Source organism: Geodermatophilus sabuli, from assembly GCF_010686765.1.
Lineage (GTDB): Bacteria > Actinomycetota > Actinomycetes > Mycobacteriales > Geodermatophilaceae > Geodermatophilus > Geodermatophilus sabuli_A.
The window spans coordinates 350,283-374,492 of the sequence record NZ_JAAGWF010000007.1; the positions used below are offsets into that span (position 1 = coordinate 350,283).

The 24,210-nt window shown below is 75.1% G+C and carries 26 protein-coding genes and 1 pseudogene; 17 read left to right on the forward strand and 10 right to left on the reverse strand.

Annotation, left to right across the window (positions count from 1 at the left end; genetic code table 11):
- The first annotated feature begins 62 nt into the window (after positions 1 to 62).
- Both GCU56_RS06605 and whiG read left to right on the forward strand, forming a co-directional pair.
- A complete protein-coding gene (locus tag GCU56_RS06605; RefSeq protein WP_163480695.1) occupies positions 63 to 998 on the forward strand; it encodes a tyrosine-type recombinase/integrase in 936 nt (311 codons plus the stop codon).
- A 115-nt stretch (positions 999 to 1,113) separates the two neighbouring features.
- Entirely contained in the window at positions 1,114 to 1,914 is an 801-nt protein-coding gene (gene whiG / locus GCU56_RS06610) for an RNA polymerase sigma factor WhiG (protein ID WP_163480696.1), read from the forward strand.
- On the opposite strand, the gene GCU56_RS06615 is transcribed toward whiG, so the two are convergent.
- On the reverse strand, positions 1,805 to 2,539 hold the full coding sequence (locus GCU56_RS06615; protein ID WP_163480697.1) for a peptidoglycan DD-metalloendopeptidase family protein: 735 nt from the start codon (positions 2,537 to 2,539) through the stop codon (positions 1,805 to 1,807). The two genes, whiG and GCU56_RS06615, sit on opposite strands and share 110 nt — an antisense overlap.
- A gap of 300 nt (positions 2,540 to 2,839) precedes the next feature.
- On the opposite strand from GCU56_RS06615, the gene rpsB reads away from it, so the two are divergent.
- From rpsB to GCU56_RS25055, 7 genes and pseudogenes are all read left to right on the forward strand, one after another.
- On the forward strand, positions 2,840 to 3,817 hold the full coding sequence (gene rpsB, locus GCU56_RS06620) for a 30S ribosomal protein S2 (RefSeq protein ID WP_163480698.1): 978 nt from the start codon (positions 2,840 to 2,842) through the stop codon (positions 3,815 to 3,817).
- 101 nt (positions 3,818 to 3,918) lie between these two features.
- On the forward strand, positions 3,919 to 4,734 hold the full coding sequence (gene tsf / locus GCU56_RS06625; protein ID WP_163480699.1) for a translation elongation factor Ts: 816 nt from the start codon (positions 3,919 to 3,921) through the stop codon (positions 4,732 to 4,734).
- A gap of 196 nt (positions 4,735 to 4,930) precedes the next feature.
- Complete coding sequence (gene pyrH / locus GCU56_RS06630; RefSeq protein WP_440588734.1) at positions 4,931 to 5,716, forward strand: UMP kinase; 786 nt, start codon at positions 4,931 to 4,933, stop codon at positions 5,714 to 5,716.
- A 73-nt stretch (positions 5,717 to 5,789) separates the two neighbouring features.
- A complete protein-coding gene (gene frr / locus GCU56_RS06635) occupies positions 5,790 to 6,347 on the forward strand; it encodes a ribosome recycling factor (protein ID WP_163480700.1) in 558 nt (185 codons plus the stop codon).
- A gap of 21 nt (positions 6,348 to 6,368) precedes the next feature.
- The gene (locus GCU56_RS06640; RefSeq protein ID WP_163480701.1) at positions 6,369 to 7,370 is read left to right on the forward strand and encodes a phosphatidate cytidylyltransferase; all 1,002 of its coding nucleotides are present in this window, start codon (positions 6,369 to 6,371) and stop codon (positions 7,368 to 7,370) included.
- 61 nt (positions 7,371 to 7,431) lie between these two features.
- A pseudogene (locus GCU56_RS25475) lies at positions 7,432 to 7,857 on the forward strand (DUF2332 family protein); the annotation flags it as partial.
- Between the two features lie 115 nt (positions 7,858 to 7,972).
- On the forward strand, positions 7,973 to 8,434 hold the full coding sequence (locus GCU56_RS25055; protein ID WP_345771691.1) for a DUF2332 family protein: 462 nt from the start codon (positions 7,973 to 7,975) through the stop codon (positions 8,432 to 8,434).
- A gap of 2 nt (positions 8,435 to 8,436) precedes the next feature.
- Here the strand turns inward: GCU56_RS25055 and GCU56_RS06650 are convergent, their stop codons facing one another.
- The 3 genes from GCU56_RS06650 to GCU56_RS23790 are packed head-to-tail and all read right to left on the reverse strand — an operon-like array spanning position 8,437 to position 11,035.
- Positions 8,437 to 9,207, reverse strand: coding sequence for a polyphosphate kinase 2 family protein (locus GCU56_RS06650; protein ID WP_163480702.1), 771 nt, complete (start codon positions 9,205 to 9,207; stop codon positions 8,437 to 8,439).
- A 23-nt stretch (positions 9,208 to 9,230) separates the two neighbouring features.
- Complete coding sequence (locus tag GCU56_RS06655; protein WP_163480703.1) at positions 9,231 to 9,893, reverse strand: response regulator; 663 nt, start codon at positions 9,891 to 9,893, stop codon at positions 9,231 to 9,233.
- A complete protein-coding gene (locus GCU56_RS23790; protein ID WP_163480704.1) occupies positions 9,890 to 11,035 on the reverse strand; it encodes a histidine kinase in 1,146 nt (381 codons plus the stop codon). The genes GCU56_RS06655 and GCU56_RS23790 overlap by 4 nt, the downstream gene beginning before the upstream one ends.
- Positions 11,036 to 11,172: 137 nt before the next feature.
- Here GCU56_RS23790 and GCU56_RS06665 point away from each other — a divergent pair, with 137 nt between their 5' ends.
- Entirely contained in the window at positions 11,173 to 11,565 is a 393-nt protein-coding gene (locus tag GCU56_RS06665) for a hypothetical protein (protein ID WP_163480705.1), read from the forward strand.
- An 81-nt stretch (positions 11,566 to 11,646) separates the two neighbouring features.
- On the opposite strand, the gene GCU56_RS06670 is transcribed toward GCU56_RS06665, so the two are convergent.
- A complete protein-coding gene (locus GCU56_RS06670) occupies positions 11,647 to 12,279 on the reverse strand; it encodes a TrmH family RNA methyltransferase (protein ID WP_163480706.1) in 633 nt (210 codons plus the stop codon).
- 32 nt (positions 12,280 to 12,311) lie between these two features.
- Between GCU56_RS06670 and rlmN the strand changes: the two genes are divergently transcribed.
- On the forward strand, positions 12,312 to 13,496 hold the full coding sequence (gene rlmN, locus GCU56_RS06675; protein ID WP_163480707.1) for a 23S rRNA (adenine(2503)-C(2))-methyltransferase RlmN: 1,185 nt from the start codon (positions 12,312 to 12,314) through the stop codon (positions 13,494 to 13,496).
- Between the two features lie 13 nt (positions 13,497 to 13,509).
- Positions 13,510 to 14,214, forward strand: a complete 705-nt coding sequence (locus GCU56_RS06680) for a VIT1/CCC1 transporter family protein (RefSeq protein WP_163480708.1) — start codon at positions 13,510 to 13,512, stop codon at positions 14,212 to 14,214.
- Between the two features lie 40 nt (positions 14,215 to 14,254).
- Here the strand turns inward: GCU56_RS06680 and GCU56_RS25060 are convergent, their stop codons facing one another.
- Positions 14,255 to 14,581, reverse strand: coding sequence for a DUF2631 domain-containing protein (locus tag GCU56_RS25060; RefSeq protein ID WP_163480709.1), 327 nt, complete (start codon positions 14,579 to 14,581; stop codon positions 14,255 to 14,257).
- Positions 14,582 to 14,672: 91 nt separating this feature from the next.
- On the opposite strand from GCU56_RS25060, the gene dxr reads away from it, so the two are divergent.
- From dxr to GCU56_RS06710, 5 genes are all read left to right on the forward strand, one after another.
- Positions 14,673 to 15,908: a 1-deoxy-D-xylulose-5-phosphate reductoisomerase gene (gene dxr / locus GCU56_RS06690; protein WP_345771684.1), complete on the forward strand. Its 1,236-nt coding sequence runs from the start codon at positions 14,673 to 14,675 to the stop codon at positions 15,906 to 15,908.
- 64 nt (positions 15,909 to 15,972) lie between these two features.
- Positions 15,973 to 17,289, forward strand: coding sequence for a M50 family metallopeptidase (locus GCU56_RS06695; RefSeq protein ID WP_440588735.1), 1,317 nt, complete (start codon positions 15,973 to 15,975; stop codon positions 17,287 to 17,289).
- A gap of 90 nt (positions 17,290 to 17,379) precedes the next feature.
- Positions 17,380 to 18,540, forward strand: a complete 1,161-nt coding sequence (ispG, locus tag GCU56_RS06700) for a flavodoxin-dependent (E)-4-hydroxy-3-methylbut-2-enyl-diphosphate synthase (protein WP_163480710.1) — start codon at positions 17,380 to 17,382, stop codon at positions 18,538 to 18,540.
- Positions 18,541 to 18,547: 7 nt separating this feature from the next.
- Positions 18,548 to 19,399, forward strand: coding sequence for a GNAT family N-acetyltransferase (locus GCU56_RS06705; protein ID WP_163480711.1), 852 nt, complete (start codon positions 18,548 to 18,550; stop codon positions 19,397 to 19,399).
- 119 nt (positions 19,400 to 19,518) lie between these two features.
- Positions 19,519 to 21,417, forward strand: coding sequence for a penicillin-binding transpeptidase domain-containing protein (locus GCU56_RS06710; RefSeq protein WP_345771685.1), 1,899 nt, complete (start codon positions 19,519 to 19,521; stop codon positions 21,415 to 21,417).
- Between the two features lie 25 nt (positions 21,418 to 21,442).
- On the opposite strand, the gene GCU56_RS06715 is transcribed toward GCU56_RS06710, so the two are convergent.
- The 4 genes from GCU56_RS06715 to GCU56_RS06730 all read right to left on the reverse strand — a co-directional run bounded on the left by GCU56_RS06715 (position 21,443) and on the right by GCU56_RS06730 (position 24,075).
- Positions 21,443 to 22,168 (reverse strand): hemerythrin domain-containing protein, encoded by a 726-nt coding sequence (locus tag GCU56_RS06715; protein ID WP_163480712.1) that lies wholly within the window; start codon positions 22,166 to 22,168, stop codon positions 21,443 to 21,445.
- Positions 22,169 to 22,275: 107 nt separating this feature from the next.
- Entirely contained in the window at positions 22,276 to 22,992 is a 717-nt protein-coding gene (locus GCU56_RS06720; RefSeq protein ID WP_163480713.1) for a hemerythrin domain-containing protein, read from the reverse strand.
- Between the two features lie 105 nt (positions 22,993 to 23,097).
- Positions 23,098 to 23,559 (reverse strand): ferritin-like domain-containing protein, encoded by a 462-nt coding sequence (locus tag GCU56_RS06725; protein WP_345771686.1) that lies wholly within the window; start codon positions 23,557 to 23,559, stop codon positions 23,098 to 23,100.
- A 24-nt stretch (positions 23,560 to 23,583) separates the two neighbouring features.
- Complete coding sequence (locus GCU56_RS06730) at positions 23,584 to 24,075, reverse strand: hypothetical protein (protein ID WP_163480714.1); 492 nt, start codon at positions 24,073 to 24,075, stop codon at positions 23,584 to 23,586.
- Positions 24,076 to 24,210 lie beyond the last annotated feature (135 nt).

Sequence of the window (24,210 nt, forward strand, 5' to 3'; positions counted from 1 at the left end):
GGGCGGAGGACGGGTCGGCGCGGCGGCTTGACCCCCGCCGGGCGGCATCGGACGGTTCCCGGGTGACCGATCGGACCGCCGACGCGCGGACGGCGCTGCCGCCGCCGCTGTCCGAGGCGCTGGCCGGCTACGAGGACCACCTGCGCGGGGAACGCGATCTCTCCGAGCACACCGTCCGCGGATACCTCGCGGACGCCGTGTGGTTGCTCGACCACCTGGCCCGGCGGGGCGGCGTGCGGGTGGACGACCTCGACCTCGCCACGTTGCGCAGCTGGCTGGCCCAGGGCCGCACCCGGGGCGCGGGCCGGGCCACCACCGCCCGGCGCGCCGCTGCGGCCCGCTCCTTCACCGGCTGGCTGCGGCGGGCCGGCCACACGGCGGAGGACGTCGGGCTGCGGCTGGTCAGCCCCAAGGCCCACCGGCCCCTGCCCGCCGTCCTGGCGCCCGACCAGGCGCGGGCCGTCGTCGAGTCCGCCGCCGGCGCCGAGAAGCCGGTGGGGCTGCGGGACGCGGTCGTGCTCGAGCTGCTCTACGCCAGCGGGATCCGCGTCAGCGAGCTCGTCGGCCTGGACGTGGACGACGTCGACCGCGGCCGCCGCCTGTTGCGGGTGCTCGGCAAGGGCCGCAAGGAGCGCAGTGTCCCCTACGGGGCGCCGGCCGAGCGGGCCCTCGACGCCTGGCTCACCCGCGGCCGCCCGGCCCTGGCCACCCCCGACTCCGGTCCCGCCCTGCTGCTGGGGCTGCGCGGCCGCCGGCTGGACCCGCGCGAGGCGCGGCGCACCGTGCACGCGGCCGTGTCCGCCACGCCCGGAGCCCCGGACATCGGCCCGCACGGGCTGCGACACTCCGCGGCCACGCACGTCCTCGAAGGCGGCGCCGACCTACGCTCGGTCCAGGAGCTGCTGGGCCACGCCAGCCTCGCCACCACCCAGATCTACACCCACGTGACGGTCGAGCGGCTGCGTGCCGTCCATGCCCAGGCCCACCCGCGCGCCTGACCGGACTGCCGCCGGTGTCTGACACAGTTGCCGTGCGCGCGACCGAATCGCCCGTCACCGCCGTGCCCATCCCGAGACCCCGCCCGCGGGTCTCCGACAGTCGGGAGCGCAGATCGTGCCCGAGGCCACCATCCACCGGCTCGACGAGGCCCACGACGACGCGGACGCAGCGCTCGCCGAGCTCTGGGCCGGCTACGTCGCCGACCGGAGCCCCGCCCTCCGCGACCGGTTGATCCTGCACTACGCCCCCCTGGTGAAGTACGTCGCCGGCCGGGTCGGCAGCGGCCTGCCCGCCCACGTCGAGCAGGCCGACCTGGTCTCCTACGGCACCTTCGGGCTGATCGACGCCATCACGCGCTACCAGCCCTCCCGCGAGGTGAAGTTCGAGAGCTACGCGATGGCGCGCATCCGCGGCGCGATCATCGACGAGCTGCGCAGCACCGACTGGATCCCGCGGTCGGTGCGGATGAAGGCCCGCCAGTTCGAGCGCACCGTGGCCGCCCTCGAGAGCCGGCTGCAGCGCAGCCCCACCGAGGAGGAGGTCGCCGACGAGATGGACATGGACGTCGAGGACGTCCGCAAGTTCCTCGGCCAGCTCTCCCTGGTCAACGTGGTCGCCCTGGACGAGCTGCTGTCCGACGACGACGGAGGCGCCCCGCGGCTGGTCGACACGCTCCAGGACACCACCGCGCTGGACCCCCAGGCCATGGCCGAGCACGGCGAGGCCCGGCAGCTGCTGGCCCGCGCGGTCGAGCAGCTGCCCGAGCGGGAGAAGGTCGTCGTCAGCCTCTACTACTTCGAGGGGCTCACCCTCGCCGACATCGGCCGGGTGCTCGGCGTGACCGAGAGCCGCATCTGCCAGCTGCACACGAAGGCCGTGCTGCACCTGCGGACCAAGCTCGCCGACATCGCCTGACGGCACCCCGGAGCGCCGGGGGACGAGCTGGGAGCCGTGCGGCCCGGCTGCCGGGGGAGGACGCGCCCGGGGCCGTGCGGCCTGGTCGCCGGGGGAGCCCGCTCGGCCGGGTGGGGGGCCAGCCCAGGGGCAGCAGCCGCACCTCCGCCGGCCGCAGCAGTGCCAGCGGGTCGAGGTAGACCTCTCCCGAGCGCAGTCCCCAGTGCAGGCAGGCGGCCACCGGGCACCCGCTGTGCCCGGCGGCGAGCGTGCCGATCGGGGCGCCCCCGGCCACCGGCCGGCCCGCGCCCAGGGCCGCCTCGACCGGCTCGTACGTCGTCCGGAGGCCGCCCGGGTGGTCGATGCTGACCACCGGCCGGCCGGCCACCATGCCGGCGAAGGCGACGACGCCGTCCCCCGCCGCGAGCACCGGCGCACCGGGCGTCCCGGCCAGGTCCACGCCGCGGTGGCCTGCGCCGTAGCGGTCGGGTGGGGGATCGAACGGCCGGGTCACCGCGCCCTCCAGAGGCCGCGACCACAGGCCGGCCACAGCGGCCGGCACCGGGTCGCCCGGCGCGGCGGCCGCGGCCCCCGGCCCGAGCAGGAGGCCCGCCACCAGGAGGGCGGGGAGCAGGCGGGCGCGCACGGGCCCACCCTGCCGCCGCCGAGCTAACGCAGGACCCCGCCCGAGCGGGCTGTGGACGGCTCCGGACGCGGGGGAGGACCGGTCCCGGCGGGGCGTATGCTGATCGATGCGGTCCGTCTGCGGACGGGTCGACTTCGCGCGTCCTCATCCCGCCACCGGCGGGGCAGTCGCCACCTCGGTCCCCGCGGACAGCCGCGGGGTGGTGTGGCGCACCGGACGCCAGGGCGGTGCACCACCCGGTGCCCCGCGACAACCGAGGAGCGCGGCCGCCAGCGGCCGCGCGCGCACAGAGAGGCGACCATGGCAGTCGTCAGCATGAAGCAGCTGCTCGACAGCGGCGTCCACTTCGGGCACCAGACCCGTCGCTGGAACCCGAAGATGAAGCGCTTCATCTTCACCGAGCGCAACGGCATCTACATCATCGACCTGCAGCAGACGCTCGGGTACATCGACTCGGCCTACGAGTTCGTGAAGCAGACCGTCGCCCACGGCGGCTCGATCCTCTTCGTCGGCACCAAGCGCCAGGCGCAGGAGGTCGTCGCCGAGCAGGCGCAGCGCGTGGGCATGCCCTACGTCAACCAGCGCTGGCTGGGCGGCATGCTCACCAACTTCCAGACCGTGCACAAGAGGCTCCAGCGGCTCAAGGAGCTCGAGGACATGGAGCAGACCGGCGTGCTGGTCAGCCTGTCCAAGAAGGAGCAGCTGGTCCTCTCCCGCGAGAAGGCCAAGCTCGAGCGCAGCCTCGGTGGCATCCGCGACATGCAGAAGGTGCCCAGCGCCGTCTGGATCGTGGACACCAAGAAGGAGCACATCGCCGTCGGTGAGGCGCGCAAGCTCAACATCCCGGTGGTGGCGATCCTCGACACCAACTGCGACCCCGACGAGGTCGACTACAAGATCCCGGGCAACGACGACGCCATCCGCAGCGCCGCCCTGCTCACCCGGGTGATCGCCGACGCCGTCGCCGAGGGCCTCATGGCCCGCTCGGCCGCGCAGGCCAACGCCGGCCGCGAGGACGGCGCGGCGCCGGTCATCGGCGAGGCCGAGCCCCTGGCCGACTGGGAGCGCGAGCTCCTGACCGGTGGGGACGCCGCCGCGGCTCCGGCTGCCGACGCCGACGTGCCCCCCGTCGCCGAGGCGCCAGCGGCTGCAGCGACCCCGCTGCCGGAGACCCCCGCCGAGCCGCCCACGGTCACCGCCGACGAGATCGCCCCGGTCGAGGGCGTCCCCGCCACGGGCGACACGTCCACCGGCACCCAGGGCGCCCAGAACGGCTGAACGAGGACCTCGTCCAGAGGCTCGCCCCTCGCACGCCCGGGGCGAGCCTCTGGACGGGGCCGCGCCACGTTCTGCACCACACAAACCACAGAGGAAGTGACATGGCTGACTTCACCGCTGCCGACGTCAAGCGTCTCCGCGACGCGACCGGCGCCGGGATGATGGACTGCAAGAAGGCCCTGACCGAGGCCGACGGCGACTACGACAAGGCCGTCGAGTTCCTGCGGGTCAAGGGCGCCAAGGACGTCGGCAAGCGCCTCGAGCGCTCTACGACCAACGGCATCGTCGTCAGCAGGGACGGCGCGCTGCTCGAGCTCGACTGCGAGACCGACTTCGTCGCCAAGAACGCCGACTTCGTCAAGCTCGCCGAGCGCCTGCTCGACATCGCGCTCCAGACGCGACCGGCCGACGCCTCGGCGCTGCTGGCCACCGAGGTCGACGGCCAGACCGTCGCCGCGCTGGTCGAGGGCGAGTCCGCCCGCATCGGCGAGAAGCTCGTGCTCAGCCGGTTCGCCGCGTTCGAGGGCGACGTCGCGACGTACCTGCACAAGCGAGCCACCGACCTGCCCCCGGCCATCGGCGTCGCGGTGCAGTACAGCGGCGGCACCGAGGAGGCCGCGCGCAGCCTGGCGATGCACATCGCCGCCGCGCGTCCGCGCTTCCTCACCCGCGACGAGGTCCCGGCCGAGACGGTCGAGACCGAGCGCCGGGTCGCCGAGCAGACGGCCAAGGAGGAGGGCAAGCCCGAGCAGGCGATCGTGCGGATCGTCGAGGGGCGGGTCAACGCCTACTACAAGGACTTCGTCCTGCTCGAGCAGCCGTCGATCACCGAGCCCAAGCGCACGGTCAAGCAGATCGTCGACGACGCCGGCCTGACCGTGGAGCGGTTCGCGCGCTTCGAGGTCGGCCAGCAGTAGACGAAGGACCCCTTCGCCCCCCACCCCTCGCGAGCTCGGGGTGGGGCCCTGCGAAGGAGCCGTTCCATCAGCTCACCTCCGGCCCCGTCCCCCACCGGGACGGGGCCGGTGGCATGTCCGACCACCCGCCCGCGCGGGACGACCGCGCGGGGATGCGGCAGGATCACCAGGACGCCACCCAGCGAGGGGATCGACCTTGACCGACACCACCGCGACGGAAGCCGCCGTGCCGCTGTCCGCTCCCACGGCGTTCCAGCCGGCTGACGGGGCCGGCTACAAGCGGGTGCTGCTCAAGCTGTCGGGGGAGACCTTCGGCGGCGGCAAGGTCGGCGTGGACGCCGGCATCGTGAAGGGCATCGCCACCCAGCTGGCCGAGGTCGTCGGCAAGGGCGCCCAGGTGGCCGTCGTCATGGGCGGCGGCAACTTCTTCCGGGGCGCCGAACTGTCCCAGGCCGGGATGGACCGCACCAAGGCCGACTACATGGGCATGCTCGGCACGGTCATGAACTGCCTGGCCCTGCAGGACTTCTGCGAGAAGGCCGGGCTCGAGACCCGCGTGCAGTCGGCGATCACCATGGGCCAGGTCGCCGAGCCCTACATCCCCCGCAAGGCCATCCGGCACCTGGAGAAGGGCCGGCTGGTCATCTTCGGCGCCGGCGCCGGGATGCCCTACTTCTCCACCGACACGGTGGCCGCCCAGCGGGCCCTGGAGATCGAGTGCCAGGTGCTGCTCATGGGGAAGAACGGCGTCGACGGCGTCTACGACGACGACCCACGGACCAACCCGGACGCCGTCATGTACGACGACCTCGACTACGCCACCGTGCTGGCCAAGCAGCTCAAGGTCGCCGATGCGACCGCCATCAGCCTGAGCATGGACAACCGCATGCCGATCGTGGTCTTCAACCTGCTGCGCGACGGCAACATCGCCCGCGCGGTGGCAGGTGAGAGGATCGGGACGCTGATCAGCGACCCGGCCTGAGCCGGGGCTCGACCGGCCTGCAGATCCGCGACACCGGCGGCGGGGGACCCCGCCGCCCCAGGAGGAGAGACCCGTGATCGACGACACCCTGCTCGACGCCGAGGAGCGGATGGACAAGGCCCTGTCGGTCGCACGGGAGGACCTCGGGTCGGTGCGCACCGGACGGGCAGCGCCGTCGATGTTCAGCAAGGTCCTCGTCGACTACTACGGCGCGCCGACGCCGGTGCCGCAGATGTCCTCGATCACCGTCCCCGAGGCGCGGATGGCCGTCATCAAGCCCTACGACACCAGCCAGCTCCAGGCGATCGAGAAGGCGATCCGGGACAGCGACCTGGGCGTCAACCCGACCAACGACGGCTCGATCATCCGCGTGGTGTTCCCGCAGCTGACCGAGGAGCGGCGCCGGGACCTGGTCAAGGTGGCCCGCAGCAAGGGCGAGGACGCGAAGGTCGCCATCCGCAACGTCCGCCGCCGGTCCAAGGAGGAGCTCGACCGCATCGCGAAGGACGGCGAGGCCGGCGAGGACGACGTCCGCCGGGCGGAGAAGGAGCTCGACGACCTCACCTCCCAGCACGTGCACGCCATCGACGAGGCGGTCAAGCACAAGGAGGCCGAGCTGCTCGAGGTCTGAGCCGCCGATCGCCTCCCGCTCATGACAACCGACCCCGACACCGGGCCGATCCCGAGGGTCGGGCAGCGCCCGGCACCGCAGGCCCCGGGACGGCCGGCCACCGACGTGCAGACCACCGAGCTGCCCGCGGCCGAGCCGGCGATCGAGCCGCCGGCGCCCACGCCCACCACCGAGTCGATCGGCCCCACGCTGGTCCCGGGCGCCGAGAAGCCGGCCGGCCGGGCCGGGCGGGACATGGTGGCCGCCGTCGGCGTCGGCGCGGCCCTGGGCTCGATCATCCTGGTCTCGCTGCTGGTGTGGCGGCCGGCGTTCCTGCTCGTGGTGACCGCCGCGATCCTGGTGGCGATCGTCGAGCTCACCCGTGCCCTGGAGACCGGCGGGGCCCGCCCGCCCCTGGTGCCGGTGCTCGCCGGTGGCCTGGCGATGCTCGGCCTGGCCTGGACGCGCGGCCCCTCCGGCCTGCTGGTCGGCTTCCTCCTCACCGTCCTCGGCGTCCTGCTGTGGCGACTGGCGGACGGGCCGGCGGACTACCTGCGGGACGCCTCCGCCGGCGTCCTGGTCACCGTCTACGTGCCGCTGCTGGCCGGGTTCGCCGTCCTCCTGCTGGTGCCCGACGACGGCGCGGCCCGGGTGCTGGCGTTCATCGCCACCGTGGTGGGCAACGACGTCGGCGGGTTCACCGCGGGCGTGCTGTTCGGCAAGCACCCGCTGGCGCCGTCGGTGAGCCCGAAGAAGTCGTGGGAGGGCATGGCCGGATCGGTGCTGGCCTGCGTGCTGGTGGCCACGCCGATCGTCACGCTCGCCCTCGACGGGCCCTGGTGGGGCGGCGTGCTGTTCGGCGCCGCGCTGGCGGTGACCGCGACGGTCGGCGACCTGGGGGAGTCGCTGATCAAGCGCGACCTGGGCATCAAGGACATGGGCGACCTGCTGCCCGGTCACGGCGGCATCATGGACCGGCTGGACTCCCTGCTGCCCTCGGCGGCGGTCGCCTACCTGCTGCTGGCCTGGGTCGCGCCGGCCTGAGCGGGGAGGTCCCGCCCGCCGGACGCCGTCCCGGGTGGACCGCACTGCGATCCTGGCCGTCGTGAGCTCCCGGCCCCCTGCGCCCGGCGACGCGACGGCGCGCATCGCCCGCGGGTACCGCGCCTTCGCCGACGACGAGGCGGCCGAGGCCTCGCCGCGCTACGCCGAGCTGGCGAGGGCCGTCGCCGCCGACGACGACGTCCTGCGGTTCCTGGCCGACCTGCCGGCCGGCAAGCGGCAACCGAACCTGCTGCTCGCCGCGCTGCAGTTCCTCGGGGGGACCCCGGCGGACGCCGCCGAGCTGCGCCGCCGGGTGCTGGCGGACGCCGACCGGCTCCGGGCCACGATGCTCGCCCGCGCCACCCAGACCAACGAGCCCGCGCGGTGCACCGCCCTGCTGCCGGTCCTCGCCGCGATCCCGGGTCCGCTGGCGCTGGTCGAGGTCGGCGCGTCGGCCGGCCTGTGCCTGTACCCCGACCGCTACAGCTACGACTACGACGGCGTCCCGGTCGGCCCACGCGCCGCCGTCCACCTCAGCTGCGTCACCTCGGGGCCCCGTCCCGCGGGAGCTGCCGGACGTCGTCGCCCGCATCGGCGTCGACCTGCACCCCCTGGACCCGGCCGACGACGGCGACCGGGCGTGGCTGCGCGCGCTCGTGTGGCCCGGTCCGCAGGCCGCCGATCGGCTGGCCCGGCTGGACGCCGCCGCGGAGGTGGCCACCCGCGAGCCGGCCCGCATGCTGGCCGGGGACCTCAACGACCTCCTGCCCGAGGCGGTCTCGCTGGCACCCTCCGGCTGCACGGTCGTGGTCTTCCACACCGCGGTGCTGCTCTACCTGCGCCGCGCCGACCGGGAGGCCTTCGTCCGCCAGGTGCGGTCCCTGCCGGTCCGCTGGATCGCCCAGGAGGGGCGCGGCGTGCTCCCGGACATCGATGCCGCACTCCCCCCGGTGGGGCGGGCCCGGTTCGGGCTCTCGCTCGACGGCCGCGCACTGGCCGGCACCGCTCCGCACGGCGGACGGATCGACTGGCTGCCCGACGCGCGCGGGCTGGTCGTCCGCTGAGCTCAGGAGCCCGTGCCGGGTGGGTCCGGATCGATGCCGGCCGCCGCCAGCGCCGACTCGATCGCCTCGCAGACCGTGCGCACCACGGCCACCCGCGCCGTCCGCTTGTCGTCTCCGGCCACGACGTGCCAGCGCCCGCCGGGGTGGTCGGTGCGGTCGAGCATCTCCTCGACGGCGGTCTCGTACGCCGCCCGCTTCTCGCGGTTGCGCCAGTCCTCGTCGGTCAGCTTCCACGCCCGGTAGGGGTCGTCGCGACGGGACTCGAACCGGCGCAGCTGCTCCTCGGGGGAGACGTGCATCCAGAACTTGACCACGATCATGCCCTCGGCGGCCAACGTGGTCTCGAGGTCCACGATCTCGGCGTAGGCCCGCTGCCACTGGTCGTCGGTGGCGAAGCCCTCGACCCGTTCGACCAGCACCCGGCCGTACCAGGTGCGGTCGAGGACGGCCATGCCGCCCCAGCCCGGGAGCACCGGCCAGAACCGCCACAGGAAGTGGTGCCGCTTCTCGTCGTGGGTGGGTGCGGCGAACTGGGCGACCCGGACGTGCCGGGGGTCGATCTCGTCCACCAGACGCTTGATGGCCCCGCCCTTGCCCGAGGCGTCCCAGCCCTCGAAGAGGACGCACAGCGGCGGGCCGAGCTCGCCGGTGCCCAGCTGCCCGCCGAGCAGCAGCCGCAGGTGCACCAGGCGCTGCTGGGCCTCGGCCAGCTGCTTCTTGGCATCGGACTTCGGCAGGCGCGCGGAGAGGTCGACCTCGGCGAGACGGCTCATGCGTGCAGCCTGACAGGAGCTGGTCAGCGCGGCGCGGTCTCGCCCGCCACCAGGCCGCACTCGTGGGCGAGCACGATCGCCCGGGCGCGGTCGCGCAGGTCCAGCTTGGCCAGGATGTGCCGCACGTGGCTCTTCACCGTGGCCAGTGAGATGAACAGCTCCGCGGCGATCTCGCCGTTCGAGCGCCCGGCCCCGATGAGCGCGAGCACGTCGCGCTCGCGGTCGCTGAGCGACGCCAGCCGGCCGGGGAGCGGCGCCGACGCGGGTGGCCGGCTCACGAACGAGGAGACGAGACGTGCGACGACGGCCGGCGCGAGCGGCATCTCCCCGGCCGCGGCCGCCTCGACCGCCGCGACCAGCCGGGCGCCGCCGGCGTCCTTGAGCAGGTAACCGGCCGCCCCCACCCGCAGCGCCCGGTAGGCGTGCTCCTCGCCCTCGAACGTGGTGAGGACGACGACCCGCGTGCCGACGCCGGACTCGACGATGCGACGGGTGGCCTCGACGCCGTCCATGACCGGCATCCGCAGGTCCATGAGGACGACGTCGGGCTGCCGGTCCACGACCAGCGCGACCCCCTGGGCGCCGTCGGCGGCCTCGCCCACGACGTCGACGCCGGCGAGTTCGAGGATCAGCCGCAGGCCGTCGCGGACCAGCGCCTGGTCGTCGACGAGGACGACGGAGGTCACGGCGCCCCCTGGAGGACCAGCGGCAGCCGCGCGCTCACGGCGAACCCGTCGGCCGTCGGCTCGGCCACCAGCCGGCCCCCGTGCAGGCGCACCCGCTCCCGCATGCCGACGAGGCCGTGCCCGCCGCCGGGCGGACCACCCCGGCGGCCACCGGAGCTCGACACCTCGATGCAGAGGACGTCGCCGTCGGCGGCCACCCGGATCCGCACCGACGAGCCGGGTGCGTGCCGCTGCGCGTTGGTGATCGCCTCCTGCACCACCCGGTAGACGGTGACCTGGAGGCTCTGCGGCGGGTGCCCCGCGGGAGGCCGGAAGCACAGCTCGACGGGGGTGCCGGCCGCTCGCGCCGCGTCGGCGAGCGCGGCCAGGTCGGCCAGGCCCGGCTGCGGCCGCAGGTCCTCGGTGCCGTCGTCCGCCGGGCCGCGCAGCAGCCCGACCACGCGGCGCATCTCGGCGAGGGTCTCTGCGGCGGCCGACCGGATCGCCGCCACCGGCGCGGCGGCCCGCTCCGGCGCCTTCGCCAGGGCGGCTGCGGCAGCGTCCGCCTGCAGCGCGATCACGGTGACCTCGTGCCCGATGACGTCGTGCAGCTCGCGGGCGATGCGGGTCCGCTCCTCGGCCGCGGCGGCCCGCTCGGCGGCGGCCCGCTCGTGCACCAGCTCGGCGGTGAGGGTGCGCAGCCGCTCGGTCTGCGCGCGCTGGTGGGCGACCAGCCGGCCGGCGGCGGCCGGCCCCGCGACGACCAGCGCGGAGCCGATGGCGGTGGGCGGCGCCTCCGGTCCGAGCAGCGTCATCACCACGCCGACGACGACGCCCGCGCCGGTGAGGAGCAGGACCCGCCAGAGCTCGTCGACGTGGGCACCGACGGAGTAGAAGAGCAGGCCGGCGATCGCGTACCCGAGCAGCAGGAAGCCCTCGGGGGTGGGCACCAGCCAGACGGCGACGAGGACGAGCGCCGCGGTCGAGGGCAGGACCCGCCGCCAGGCCAGCGGGACGGCCGAGCCGACGGCGACGAGCACGGACACGACCGGGCCGGCGATCGGCGCGACCGCGACCTGGACCAGGGACGCGGCGAGGACGACCGCGGCGAGGACGACGTCACCCCGCGGCGGCCGGGTCGGACGGTGCGGCGACGGAGCCACGACGCGAAGGGTAGGGCCGATCCGGCCCGTCGCCATCAGCCCTGGGGCTGATCGACGAACCGCCTCCGGGTCGATGCCGTCGCGCCGGCCGCTCCCTAGCGTCCCCGGCCGTCAGGTCTCGACCGCAGGAGGAACGCATGACCACCACCGCCGTCCGCACCCCGGCCCGCACCCCCGTCGCCCTCACCGTGGCCCGTGGCGTGCTCGGTCTGTTCGGTGCCGTGAAGCTCGCCGGCACCGCCTACTTCACCTTCGTCGCCTCCGCCGAGGCCGGCGGGGACCCGCAGGGCGCCGTCGACTGGCTCGTCGTGGCGTGGTCGACCGCGCTGGCGGTGTCCTTCCTGGTGGCCGCGGTCCGGCTGGGCAGCGGCGGCGGCCGGGCGCTCGCGGTCCTCGCCGGCGTGCTCGTGGTGGACATCGTGTTCAGCGGCGTGAAGCTCCTCGCCTACGACGAGCCGGAGGCCGTCGGGTTCATGGCGGTCGACCTGCTGCTCCTCGCCCTCCTGGCCGCCGTCCGGACCCGTCGCTGAGGTGGGGGCGATGCCGGCCGACCTCCCGCGTCGCCGCCGCTGCAGCACCGCACTGCACGAGGACGCCCCGCCACGCCCGTCTCACCTCCCGTGCTCCCGGATCCAGGCGTGCATGGCGATGCCCGCGGCCACGCCCGCGTTGATCGACCGGGTCGAGCCGAACTGGGCGATCGACAGCACGCCGTCCGCCGCCGCCCGCGCCTGCTCGGTCAGCCCGCTGCCCTCCTGGCCGAACAGCAGCACGCAGGCGCGGGGGAGGCGTTCGGTCTCCAGCGGGCGGGCGCCGGGGAGGTTGTCGACGGCCAGCAGCGGCAGACCCTCGCCGCGCGCCCAGGCGGCCAGGGCGGCCACGTCGGGGTGGTGCCGAACGTGCTGGTAGCGGTCGGTGACCATCGCCCCCCGGCGGTTCCAGCGCTTCTTCCCGACGACGTGCACCGCCTCGGCCAGGAAGGCGTTCGCCGTCCGGACCACCGTCCCGATGTTGAGGTCGTGCCGCCAGTTCTCGATGGCGACGTGGAAGGGGTGCCGGCGGCGGTCGAGGTCGGCCACGATCGCCTCGACGGTCCAGTAGCGGTACTCGTCGACGACGTTGCGCCGGTCGCCGTCGGCCAGCAGCTCGGGGTCGTAGCGGGGGTCGTCGGGCCACGGCCCCTGCCACGGCCCCACACCCACGGTGTCGAGCGCCGGGGTGAGTTCCCTCTCGGCGTCGGTCACCGGAGGCAGGCTAGTGGGAGCATGGGGACGCCATGACTGCCCTGCCCCTCGTCTTCGACGCCCCCCGCCGGGACAAGCCGCCGCGCCACCTCGCCGACCTCACCCGCGAGGAGGCCCGCGCGGCGGTCACCGAGCTGGGTCAGCCGGCGTTCCGTGCCGACCAGCTGGCCCGGCACTTCTACCGGGGGGTCAGTGACCCCGCGCAGATGACCGACCTGCCGGCCGCGACCCGTGCGGAGCTCGCCGGGGCGTTGCTGCCGGGGCTGCTCACGCCGGTCCGTCACCAGAGCGCCGACGGCGGGCGGACCCGCAAGACCCTGTGGCGGCTGCACGACGGCGCGCTGGTCGAGAGCGTCCTCATGCGCTACCCCGACCGTGCCACGGTCTGCATCTCCAGCCAGGCCGGCTGCGGGATGGCCTGCCCGTTCTGCGCGACCGGGCAGAGCGGGCTCACCCGGAACCTGTCGGCGGCCGAGATCATCGGGCAGGCCGTCGCGGCGGCCGCGGCCATGGCGGACGGCGAGATCCCCGGCGGGCCCGGCCGGCTCTCCAACGTCGTGTTCATGGGGATGGGCGAGCCGCTGGCCAACTACGCCCGGGTGCGCAAGACGCTCGACGCCCTGGTCGGCGCCGCCCCGCACGGCCTGGGGCTGTCCCAGCGCTCGATCACGGTGTCGACGGTCGGCGTGGTGCCGGCGATCCGGCGGCTCACCGAGGAGGGGCTCAACGTCACCCTCGCGGTGAGCCTGCACGCGCCCGACGACGAGCTGCGCGACACCCTCGTGCCGATCAACACCCGGTGGAAGGTGGGCGAGGTGGTGGCCGCGGCCGACGCCTACGCCGAGCGCACCGGCCGCCGGTACTCGGTCGAGTACGCGCTCATCCGCGACGTCAACGACCAGCCCGAGCGGGCCGACCGCCTCGGCCGGCTGCTGGCCGGCCACCGGGCGCACGTCAACCTCATCCCGCTGAACCCGACGCCGGGCAGCCCCTGGGACGCCAGTCCGCTGCCGGCCCAGCGGGAGTTCGTGGCCCGGCTGCGCGCCGCGGGCGTGCCGACGACGGTCCGCGACACCCGCGGGCAGGACATCGACGGCGCCTGCGGCCAGCTCGCGGCGGCCGACCGGGTGGAGGGCGTCCCGAGCGTGGCGGTGCCGGTGCCGTCGGTGGAACCCCCGGTGCCCCTGGGCGGCGAGGCCGACCAGGACGAGGCGTGACCCTGGCCGCTCGGTGAGCGAGGCCGAGGCGCACGAGCACACCCACGCCGACGTCTCCGGCGGCTGGCTGCGCGCCGCCGTCTTCGGGGCGATGGACGGCCTGGTCACCAACACCGCGCTGGTCGCCGGCGTCGGCGGCGGGGGCGCGGCGGCTTCGGCGATCGTGCTCGCCGGCGTGGCCAGCCTGGTGGCCGGCGCGATCTCCATGGCGCTGGGTGAGTACACCTCGGTCACCACGCAGAACGAGCAGCTCGACCTCGAGGTGGCGAAGGAACGCCGGGAGCTGGCGCGCAACCCGCGCGGTGAGCTGGCCGAGCTGGTGGAGATGCTGCGCGTGCGCGGTGTCGATCCCGAGCTGTCGCAGCGGGTCGCCGTCCAGTTGCACCGGGACCCCGACGTCGCGCTCCGCCTGCACGTGGTCGCCGAACTCGGGCTGAACCCGGAGGACAAGCCCTCGCCGTGGACGGCGGCGGTCTCCTCGTTCCTGACGTTCTCGCTCGGCGCGGTCGTGCCGCTGCTGCCCTACCTGCTCGGTGTCTCGCTGCTGCCGGTGGCGCTGCTGTGCGGAGCGGCGGGTCTGGTCGTCGCCGGTGCGCTGTCCTCGCGCTTCACACCGCGACCGTGGTGGTACGCCGCGCTCCGTCAGCTCCTGTTCGGGGCGGCGGCAGCCGGGATCACCCTCGGGATCGGATCGGCCATCGGCGCCGCGGTCGCGTAGGCCCTGTCCCGCGGCCCGCCCGGGGGCCGCGAGAGGTCCGTCAGCGGCTGCGCCAGGCGTTCTTCCGCCGGAAGTAGTCGTAGACCTTGAGCAGGATCATCAGCGCCACGATGGCGACCAGCCAGTAGTCCTCCATGCGGCCCTCGTGGTTGCCCACGAGATAGGCGAGCAGGAAGAGGATGGCCACCCAGGAGGCCACGCGGCCGAAGCGGCCGGTCTCGCCGTGCCAGCCCCACTCCTCGGGCCGCTCGTGCTCGACGGGGGTGGCGTCGGCGCGGACGACGGCCTCCTCGCGCCCGGGCTGGTTGACCCGTTCGGTCGCGGGGTGGTCGGTCGTGATCCGGTCGCGGTGGGTCTGCTCGCTCACGCGGTCATCCTGCCAGCCCGCGGGCGGTGGCACCGGCTGAGGTGGGCCGGGCGGCGCGCCGGTGGGCTGGGGCGTCGGGGAGGATGCCGACGTGAGCGGACAGGCGCGGGAGCGAACGGTGGGCACCGTGAGCGGACAGGCGCGCGAGGTGACCGTGCTGGGCTCCACCGGGTCGATCGGCCGGCAGGCGATCGCCGTGGCCCAGCAGAACCCGGACCGGCTCCGGGTCACCGGGCTGGCGGCCGGCGGCGGCGACATCGGCCTGCTCGCCGAGCAGGCGCTGTCCCTCGGCGTCCGGACGGTCGCGGTCGCCCGCGCCACGGCCGCGCAGGACCTCCAGTTGGCCTTCTACGCCGCCGCCTCCACCCGGGGCTGGGCGACGGGGGAGTACGCCCTGCCGGAGATCCTGGCCGGTCCCCGCGCGGCCGAGGAGCTCGCGACGCGGCCGGCCGACGTCGTCCTCAACGGCATCACCGGGTCCATCGGCCTGGGGCCCACGCTGGCCGCGCTCGCGGCCGGGCGCACCGTCGCGCTGGCCAACAAGGAGTCCCTCGTCGCCGGCGGGGACCTGGTCACCGCCGCTGCCGCCCCCGGCCAGCTGGTCCCGGTCGACTCGGAGCACTCGGCCCTGGCCCAGTGCCTGCGCGGTGGGGCGCGGGGAGAGGTGGCCCGGCTCGTGCTGACGGCCAGCGGCGGCCCGTTCCGTGGCCGCACGGCCGCCGAGCTCGACGGCGTCACCGTCGAGCAGGCCCTCGCCCATCCCACCTGGGACATGGGCCCCGTCGTGACGATCAACTCCGCGACCCTCGTCAACAAGGGCCTCGAGCTCATCGAGGCGCACCTGCTCTTCGGCGTCCCCTACGCCGACATCGACGTCGTGGTGCACCCGCAGTCGATCGTGCACTCGATGGTGACCTTCGCCGACGGGGCCACCATCGCCCAGGCCAGCCCCCCGGACATGCGGCTGCCCATCGCCCTGGCGCTGGCCTGGCCGGACCGGCTGCCGCACGTGCAGCCGGCGCTGGACTGGACGACCGCGAGCACCTGGGAGTTCGCGCCCCTGGACGCCGAGGCCTTCCCCGCGGTGCGGCTGGCCCGGTCCGCCGGCGAGGCCGGGGGCGTCGTCCCGGCGCTGTACAACGCGGCGAACGAGGAGGCCGTCGCGGCCTTCGTGGCGGGTCGGCTGCCGTTCCGGGGCATCGTCGACCTCGTCGCGCGTACCCTCGACGACGCGCCGGACCTCGGCGCCCCCACCTGCGTGGACGACGTCCTGGCCGCTGAGCGGTGGGCCCGGCAGCACGCCCGCGCCGCCATCGACGGAGGCTGAACTGAGCGGGTTCCTCCTGACCGTCCTCGGGATCGTCGCCTTCGCGATCGGCCTGCTGTTCAGCATCGGCTTCCACGAGGCCGGCCACTTCTTCTGGGCGCGCAGGTTCGGCATGCGGGTGCCCCAGTTCATGGTCGGGTTCGGCCCGACGATCTGGTCGCGGCGCCGAGGCGAGACCGAGTTCGGCATCAAGGCCGTCCCGCTCGGCGGGTACATCCGCATCGTCGGGATGATCCCGCCGGCCGAGGAGGGCGAGAGCAAGCGCGCGACCCGCATGCGCAGCTTCATCGCCGAGGTCCGCGGTCAGGCACTCAACGACGTCCTGCCCAGCGACGCCGGCCGGGTGTTCTACGCCAAGCCCTGGTGGCAGCGGGTCATCGTCATGTTCGCCGGGCCGTTCCACAACCTGGTCCTGGCGGTCCTCTTCTTCACGATCGTGCTCACCGCCTTCGGCGTCCCCGAGACCTCGACGACGCTGTCCCGGGTCCCCGACTGCGTCCTGCCCGCCGGCGCGGAGACGGCCACCCGCGAGGACGCCTGCACCGTCCCGATCACCACCAGCGGGCCGGACGCCGGCAGCATCTGCGAGCTCGGCACCCCCGGGTGCGCGCTGCCCGAGGCCAGCCCCGCCAACAAGGCCGGCCTGCTGCCGGGCGACACGATCGTCGCCATCGACGGGCAGGCGATCTCGCAGGAGACCGAGGTCGGCTGGTCGCAGGTGCAGACGGCCATCCGGGGCAGCGCGGACACCCCGGTGGTGTTCACCGTCGAGCGGGACGGGTCGCGGACCGACCTCACCGTCACCCCCATCGAGAACACGGTGTACGCCGACCCCGAGGGCGAGCAGACGATCAGCGTCGGGTACGTGGGCATCAGCCCCACCCAGCCCTACGTCCGGCAGTCGGTCACCGAGGTGCCCGCCTACTTCGGCACCGTCGTCGTCCGGTCCGTGGAACGGCTGGTCGAGATCCCGGAGCGGATCCCGCAGCTGTTCCGCGCCGCCTTCCTGGGGGAGGAGCGCGACGCGAACGGCCCGATCGGGGTGGTCGGCGTCGGCCGCATCTCCGGCGAGGTCTTCGCCCTGCCGCAGCTGACCGGGACGGAGAAGATCAGCTTCTTCCTCAGCCTGCTGGCCAGCGTCAACCTGGTGCTGTTCCTGTTCAACCTGCTGCCGATGTACCCGCTCGACGGCGGCCACGTCGCCGGGGCGCTGTACGAGAAGGCGCGGTCGGTCGTCGCCCGGCTCCGCGGTCGCCCCGACCCCGGCCCGTTCGACATCGCCCGGCTCATGCCGGTGGCCTACGTGGTGGCCGGGTTGTTCATCGCGCTGTCCGGGCTCCTGCTCGTCGCCGACATCGTCAACCCGATCACCATCCAGTGACCTCCCACGCCCCCCGGTCCGCCGACCGGGGGGCGTGGGTCACAGGCGGGCCGGCGGCAGCGCCCTCCTGAGCGGGCGATACTGGACGCCATGGCCATCCCCGTCGGTCTCGGCATGCCCGCAGCGCCTCCGCCCGTCCTGGCACCGCGCCGGAAGACCCGGCAGCTCGACGTCGGAGGCGTGGGGGTGGGCAGCGACTTCCCGGTCAGCGTCCAGTCGATGTGCACGACGAAGACCGCCGACATCAACGCGACCCTCCAGCAGATCGCCGAGCTGACCGCCTCCGGCTGCCAGATCGTCCGGGTGGCCGTGCCCGACACGGATGACGCCGAGGCGCTGCCGATCATCGCGAAGAAGTCGCAGATCCCGGTGATCGCCGACATCCACTTCCAGCCGCGGTACGTCTTCGCCGCGATCGAGGCGGGCTGCGCCGCCGTCCGGGTCAACCCGGGCAACATCAAGAAGTTCGACGACAAGGTGGGCGAGATCGCCCGGGCAGCGAAGTACGCGGGCACCCCGATCCGCATCGGCGTCAACGCCGGCTCCCTGGACAAGCGCCTGCTGGCGAAGTACGGCAAGGCGACCCCGGAGGCCCTCGTCGAGTCCGCCCTCTGGGAGTGCTCCCTGTTCGAGGAGCACGACTTCCGCGACATCAAGATCTCGGTCAAGCACAACGACCCGGTCGTCATGGTCCGCGCGTACGAGCTGCTCGCCGCGCAGTGCGACTACCCGCTCCACCTCGGCGTCACCGAGGCGGGCCCGGCGTTCCAGGGCACGATCAAGTCCGCCGTCGCGTTCGGCGCTCTGCTCTCCCAGGGCATCGGCGACACCATCCGCGTCTCCCTCTCGGCGCCGCCGGTGGAGGAGGTCAAGGTCGGCACCCAGATCCTGGAGTCGCTGAACCTGCGGCAGCGCGGCCTGGAGATCGTCAGCTGCCCCTCGTGCGGGCGCGCGCAGGTCGACGTCTACAAGCTGGCCGACGAGGTCACCGCCGGGCTGGAGGGCATGGAGGTCCCGCTCCGCGTCGCCGTCATGGGCTGCGTCGTCAACGGTCCCGGCGAGGCCCGGGAGGCCGACCTCGGCGTCGCCTCCGGCAACGGCAAGGGCCAGATCTTCGTCAAGGGCGAGGTCGTCAAGACCGTGCCCGAGTCGCAGATCGTCGAGACCCTCATCGAGGAGGCCATGCGCATCGCGGCGGAGCAGACCGCGGCCGGGACCCCCTCCGGGGCCCCTGTCGTCAGCGTCAGCTGACCCGCCGGTGCTCCGTACGCCGACGGCCCGGGTCCTCGACGAGGGCGACGAGCCGGCCGTCCGCCGCCTGCTCGCCACCGACCCGGTCGCCGCGTGCGTGATCGCCGGCCGGGTCGAGGCCGCCGGCACGGGCGCCCGGGCCCTGGGCGCACCGTTGTGGGGGCTGGGGACCGGCCGCTCGCTCGAGGCGGTGTGCCTGGCCGGCGCCAACCTCATCCCGTTCGCCGCGCCGGGCGCCGAGCGGACGGCGGCCGCCGCCTTCGCGGAGCGGGCCCGCCGGGCCGGCCGGCGCTGCTCGACCATCGTGGGTCCGGCGGCCGCCGTCGACCCCCTGTGGCAGTTGCTGGCGCCGGCCTGGGGACCGGCCCGCGACCACCGGCCGCGGCAGCCGCTGCTGGCCATGGAGGGACCACCGTCGGTGCCCCCCGAGCCACGGGTGCGGCCGGTGCGCCCGGCGGAGATCGACACGCTGCTGCCGGCGGCGGTGGCCATGTTCACCGAGGAGGTCGGCGTCAGCCCGCTCCGGGTGGACGGCGGCGCGGGTTATCGCGCCCGGGTCGCCGACCTGGTCCGTGCCGGGCAGTCGCTGGCGTGGATCGAGCACGGCGAGGTGCTGTTCAAGGCCGAGATCGGCGCGGTGTCGCGCAGCGTCTGCCAGGTGCAGGGGGTCTGGGTCGCCCCGGCGCACCGCGGGAAGGGCATCGGCACCGCCGGCATGGCGGCCGTCGTCGAGTACGCCCGGGCCGCGATCGCGCCGGTGGTCAGCCTCTACGTGAACGACTTCAACGCCGCGGCCCGCGCCTCCTACGCGCGGGTCGGGTTCACCGAGGTCGGGCGGTTCGCCAGCGTCCTCTTCTGAAGGAGGGCCCCGTCCTCCTCACCGCTCGCGAGCCCGCGGCGAGGCTCTGGACGGGGCCGGCGGGCGCCCGGGGGCCCGCCTCCCGGGGTTCGGCAGTGGTCTCTGGAACGCTGTCGACCGTGCTGCGTACTCGTCGGGGGACGGTCCTGGGAACCACGGTCGCACTGCTGGCGCTGCCGGTGCTGGCCGGCTGCTCGGGCAACGCGGAGGACGACGTCCGCTCCGCCGCCGAGGCGTTCCTCGAGGACTGGTCGGCCGGGGACACCGAGGCCGCCGCCGGCGCCACCACCGACCCTGCGGTGGCGGGCGCGCTGCTGGACCAGGCCGCCGCCGACCTGCCCGACGCGGCCCTGACCGCCGAGGTGGGCGAGGTCGCCGTCGAGGACGGCACCGCCACCGTCGACTGGACGGCGACCTGGGACCTCACCGCGGCGCCCGAGTGGAGCTATCCGGCCACCCTGCGGCTGCAGGAGGCCGAGGAGGGGTGGGACGTCGTCGCCGAGCCCACCCTCGTGCACCCGGAGCTGGGGGAGGGGCAGCACCTGGTGCTCGAGCGGGTGCTGCCGGAGCGGGCGCCGATCACCGACGCCTCGGGGGCGCCGCTGTTCACCCCGACCGAGGTCGTCAACGTGGGCGTCGACCCCGGGCAGGTCACCGACCTCCCGGCGCTGGCCGCGGCGCTGTCGTCGGCCACCGGGATCGCCGCCGAGCAGATCACCTCCGACGTGCAGGCCGCGCCGCCGGGGCAGTTCGTCCCGGTGATCACGTTGCGCCGGCCGGACTTCGAGGCCATCCGGGCCCAGGTCTTCGACCTGCCCGGCGCCGTGTTCCCGACCGACACCCGGCTGCTGGCCCCCACCGCCCGGTTCGGCTCGGCGCTGCTGGGCCGGGTCGGCCCCGCGACGGCCGAGGTGCTGGAGGAGACCGCCGAGGACGGCGTCCCCGCCTACGCCGCGGGTGACGAACTGGGGCTGTCGGGCCTGCAGCGGGCCCTGCAGGCGCAGCTCACCGGGACCGCCGGCTTCACCGTGTCGGTGGCCAGCACCGACGAGGCCACCGGGGACGCCGGGCGGGAGCTCGACGCGGTCGCCCCGGTACCGGGGACGCCGGCGCAGACGCCGCTGGTCCCGGCGGTGCAGAACGCCGCCGATGCCGCCGTCGCCGGTCAGCCACTCCCCACGCACCTCGTCGTCGTCCGGCCGGGAACGGGCGAGATCCTCGCCGTGTCGTCGAACGAGGCCGCCGCCGCGGGCAACGCCCTGGGAGGCCAGTACCCGCCCGGGTCGAGCATGAAGACGATCACCGCGACCGCGCTCCTGACCGCCGGCAGCCTGACCCCGCAGACGCCGGTGCCCTGCCCGGGGACGTTCGTCGTGGAGGGCCGCGAGTTCGAGAACCAGGACCAGTTCGACCTCGGCACCGTGCCGTTCACCGAGGCGTTCGCGCAGTCGTGCAACACCACGTTCATGCAGCAGGCGCTGCAGCTGCCCGACGACGCGCTGTCGGCGGCGGCCGCGGCGTACGGGGTCGGCACCGACTGGCAGCTGCCGGTCGACGTGTTCAGCGGCAGCGTGCCGGCCGACAGCACCGGGACGACCAAGGCGGCCGACGCCATCGGCCAGGGACAGGTGCTGATGAGCCCGGCGCAGATGGCCCTGGTGGCCGCGGGCGTGGCCGGCGGCACCCCCGTGGTCCCGGTGGAGGTCGCGGGCGCCGAGCCGGCCGGTCCCACCCCCGCCGGCCCGGACGCCGCCGTGCTGGACGCGCTGCGCCCCATGATGCGCGAGGTGGTCCTGTCCGGGACCGCCACGGCGCTGGCCGACCGCGGCGAGGTCTACGGCAAGACCGGCACCGCGGAGTACGGCAGCAACACCCCGCCCGACGCGCACGGCTGGTTCATGGGCTACCGGCTGGGCGGCGCCCAGGGAGACCTCGCGTTCGCCGTCCTCGTCGAGGGCGGGCAGTCCAGCAGCGTGGCCGTGGGCGTGACCGACGCCTTCCTCGGCGCGGTGGGCTGACGGCCGACCCCAGGGGCTCCGCCCCTCAGGCGTGGCGGAAGGCGATCTGCTCCGAGCGCTCGAACCGGCCCCGGGTGACCCACAGCAGCACGCGGAAGGGCCGGCCGAAGACCGTCAGCGCCCGCTCCAGGTCCTCGCCGCCGAGGCCGGCGGCCGCCCATGGCACCAGGAAGAACAGGTCGGCGAGGCTCCCGCCCTCGCCCGCGGCCTTCTCGACCCGCTGCCAGCCGGCCTCGGAGAGGTGCCGCTGCGCCAGTGGCAGCGCCTCCGTCTCCTCGTGGACGAGGTGCGCGGCCAGGCAGTCACGGGTCTCCGCGGCCGTGCCGGCCAGCCGGTCCCGGGTCGCGTCGTCGGGGGTGTGGGCCATCGCCTCGAAGCCGGCGGCGCAGGCGGCCAGCAGCGGGTCGATCCGGTCGTGCTCGGCCTCCATGGCCTCCAGGGTCGCCCGGGCGGAGGCGTTCCCGGCGGCGTCCACCAGCTCGAGAAGCTGCGGCCAGAGCACGGCGTCCTCGGTGGTGTGGTGGTGGTGCAGCACGGAGCTGAAGCGCTGCCACCGGACGGCCAGCGCCCGCCACGCCTCCGCGTCGGACACCGGCGTCGCGCTCGCGGCGGCGGCGAACCGGGCGAGGTCCCGGCGGAAGGCGTGGTGGGCGAGGTACATGCCGCTGAGGTCGAGCGGCCCCTCCGCGGTCGCGGACTGACCGGGCAGGCACAGCTGGCGGCGGGGGCGGGTGGCGGAGGTGGTGCTCATCGCGGGTCTCTCCTGCGGGACGGGGAGCCGGGCGTCTCTCGCTGCGGCACCGCCACCCTGACGGCGGTGCCTTGCAGCGGGCTTGCGAGCGACTGGTGGCCCGGTGCTCAGGCGTGCCGGAAGGCGAGGGCCTCCCGCCGGGCGTGGCGGCGGCGGGTCAGCCGGTAGGCCAGGCGGAACGTCGGGCCGGCGGTGGCGAAGGCGCGGTCGCGGGCCTCCGGCGTGAGCCCGGTGGCCGCCCAGGGCACGAGGAACGCCACGTCCCGCAGGCCGAAGGACTTCTGGGCGGCCCGCTCGGAGGCCGCCCACTCGGCCTCGGGCAGGTGCGCCTGGAGCAGCGGCAGGGCGTCGGTCTCCTCGTGCGCCAGGTGCCGCGTCAGGTCGTCGCGCACCGTGGCGAGCTGCGCGGCCAGCCGTTCCCGGGTCGCGTCGTCCGGCCGGGCGGCCATCGCGGCGAACAGCTCGCCGCACCGCGCCAGGGCGGGGTCGATGGTGGTGTGCTCCGCCTGCATCGCCTCGAGCGTCGCGCGGGCTCCGTCGACGGAGGCGACGTGCCGCAGCAGCGGGGGCCACAGGGTGGTGTCCTCGATGGTGTGGTGCTCGTGCAGCATCACCCGGAACCGCTCCCACCGGGCGGACAGCGCCCGCCAGGTCGGCCCGTCGGCGACCGGCGTGCGGGCCACGGCCGCGACGAAGGCGTCGAGGTCACGGCGGAAGGCGTGGTGCATGACGTACATGCCGCTCATGTCCAGCGGCCCGTCGGCGGTGTGCACCTGACCGGGGAGGGTCACCTGCGGGCGGGGAGACGCGGAAGTCGTGCTCATGGCCGGGTGCTCCGGGGGAGTCGGGACGCCGGCGCACGGCTGCGCCGGTGCAGGCGCAGTCTGGTGCCGCGCCCCGGCGCCCACCAGGGCCCGACGTCCCGCCGCTCAGGCCCCGGGGAGGCCGGGGAACGCCGTCGTGACCGGCGTGCGGCCGGCGGCGGTGCGCCAGCCGACCGCGCGCACCTCGGCGGCGGCCAGCTCACCGGCGGCCAGTTCACGGACGACGGACTGACCGGCCTGGTCCAGCACCCGCACCCATGCCGCGGCGGTGCCCTCCTCCAGGACGACGGCGAGCCCGGCGGCGTCGACGGGGGACAGGACGGGGAAGGGCAGCGCGTAGCCCCCCTCGGCCGGCACCGGCTCGACGCCCCGGCTCTGCAGCAGCTCGGCCAGCCGGTCCCGGACGTCGCGGTGCGCGGTCTCGGCGGCCGCGGCCTGGGCGCGCGAGTCCGCCGGCAGCGCCGCACCCACGGTGCCGTAGCCCCAGACCGCAGCGTGCTCGGCCGCCATCGCCTCGCCCAGTGCGGTGTCCTCGGCACCCGCGCCGGTGCCGTCCTCCTCAGCCACCGGCCGTCCCCCTCCGCGATCGGCTCATGCCAGCGCCGCCTCGTGCCCGCGCAGCCCGGCGGCCAGCGACCCCAGCAGCGCCGCACGCGGGCCCGACTGGTCCACGCACGCGTCCGCGTGCGCGCCGGCGGCGGCCGCCACCTGCCCGCGCAGCCAGCCACGCACGTCCCCGCCGGCAGGCGCCGCAGCGGCCGGGGAGGACGCCGGGGCGGACGACGAGCCGACCGCCGGTGCCGCCGCCCGCAGCCGGTCGAGCTGCTCGCCGGCCTGGCGGGCGAGGTCGGCGACCGTGGCACCGAGCTCCGCGTCGGCCGCCGCGGCTGCGGCGTACGCGGCCACCACGGCCTCCTGGACGGCCACCTGACCGGCCAGCTGGTCGGCCTCCTCGGTGCTGACCGCGGCGTCGCCCGGGGAGCCGCCGGTGCAGCCGGTGGCGAGCAGCGCCAGCCCGCCGGTGGCCGCCAGGAGGGCACGGCGGGAGAAGCCGCGAGGAGCGGGTGCGGGGGAGGGGGCCATCACCGCCATCCTCTCAGCCCGGTGGCGCCCGGGGCGGCAGCACCGGCGGTGGGTCCCCTCCCGGGCACCGGGTCTCGGGCCCGGCCGGTCAGCGGTAGCCTGACCTCTTGCCCGGTACCGGGCCGGCCGCGCGTC

Coding starts and splice junctions, on each gene's coding strand:
- rpsB (WP_163480698.1), top strand. CDS start 2,840: ATGGCAGTCGTCAGCATGAAGCAGCTGCTCGACAGCGGCGTCCACTTC.
- tsf (WP_163480699.1), top strand. CDS start 3,919: ATGGCTGACTTCACCGCTGCCGACGTCAAGCGTCTCCGCGACGCGACC.
- GCU56_RS06640 (WP_163480701.1), top strand. CDS start 6,369: ATGACAACCGACCCCGACACCGGGCCGATCCCGAGGGTCGGGCAGCGC.
- GCU56_RS06650 (WP_163480702.1), bottom strand. CDS start 9,207: ATGAGCCGTCTCGCCGAGGTCGACCTCTCCGCGCGCCTGCCGAAGTCC.
- GCU56_RS06665 (WP_163480705.1), top strand. CDS start 11,173: ATGACCACCACCGCCGTCCGCACCCCGGCCCGCACCCCCGTCGCCCTC.
- rlmN (WP_163480707.1), top strand. CDS start 12,312: ATGACTGCCCTGCCCCTCGTCTTCGACGCCCCCCGCCGGGACAAGCCG.
- ispG (WP_163480710.1), top strand. CDS start 17,380: ATGGCCATCCCCGTCGGTCTCGGCATGCCCGCAGCGCCTCCGCCCGTC.
- GCU56_RS06715 (WP_163480712.1), bottom strand. CDS start 22,168: ATGAGCACCACCTCCGCCACCCGCCCCCGCCGCCAGCTGTGCCTGCCC.
- GCU56_RS06720 (WP_163480713.1), bottom strand. CDS start 22,992: ATGAGCACGACTTCCGCGTCTCCCCGCCCGCAGGTGACCCTCCCCGGT.
- GCU56_RS06730 (WP_163480714.1), bottom strand. CDS start 24,075: ATGGCCCCCTCCCCCGCACCCGCTCCTCGCGGCTTCTCCCGCCGTGCC.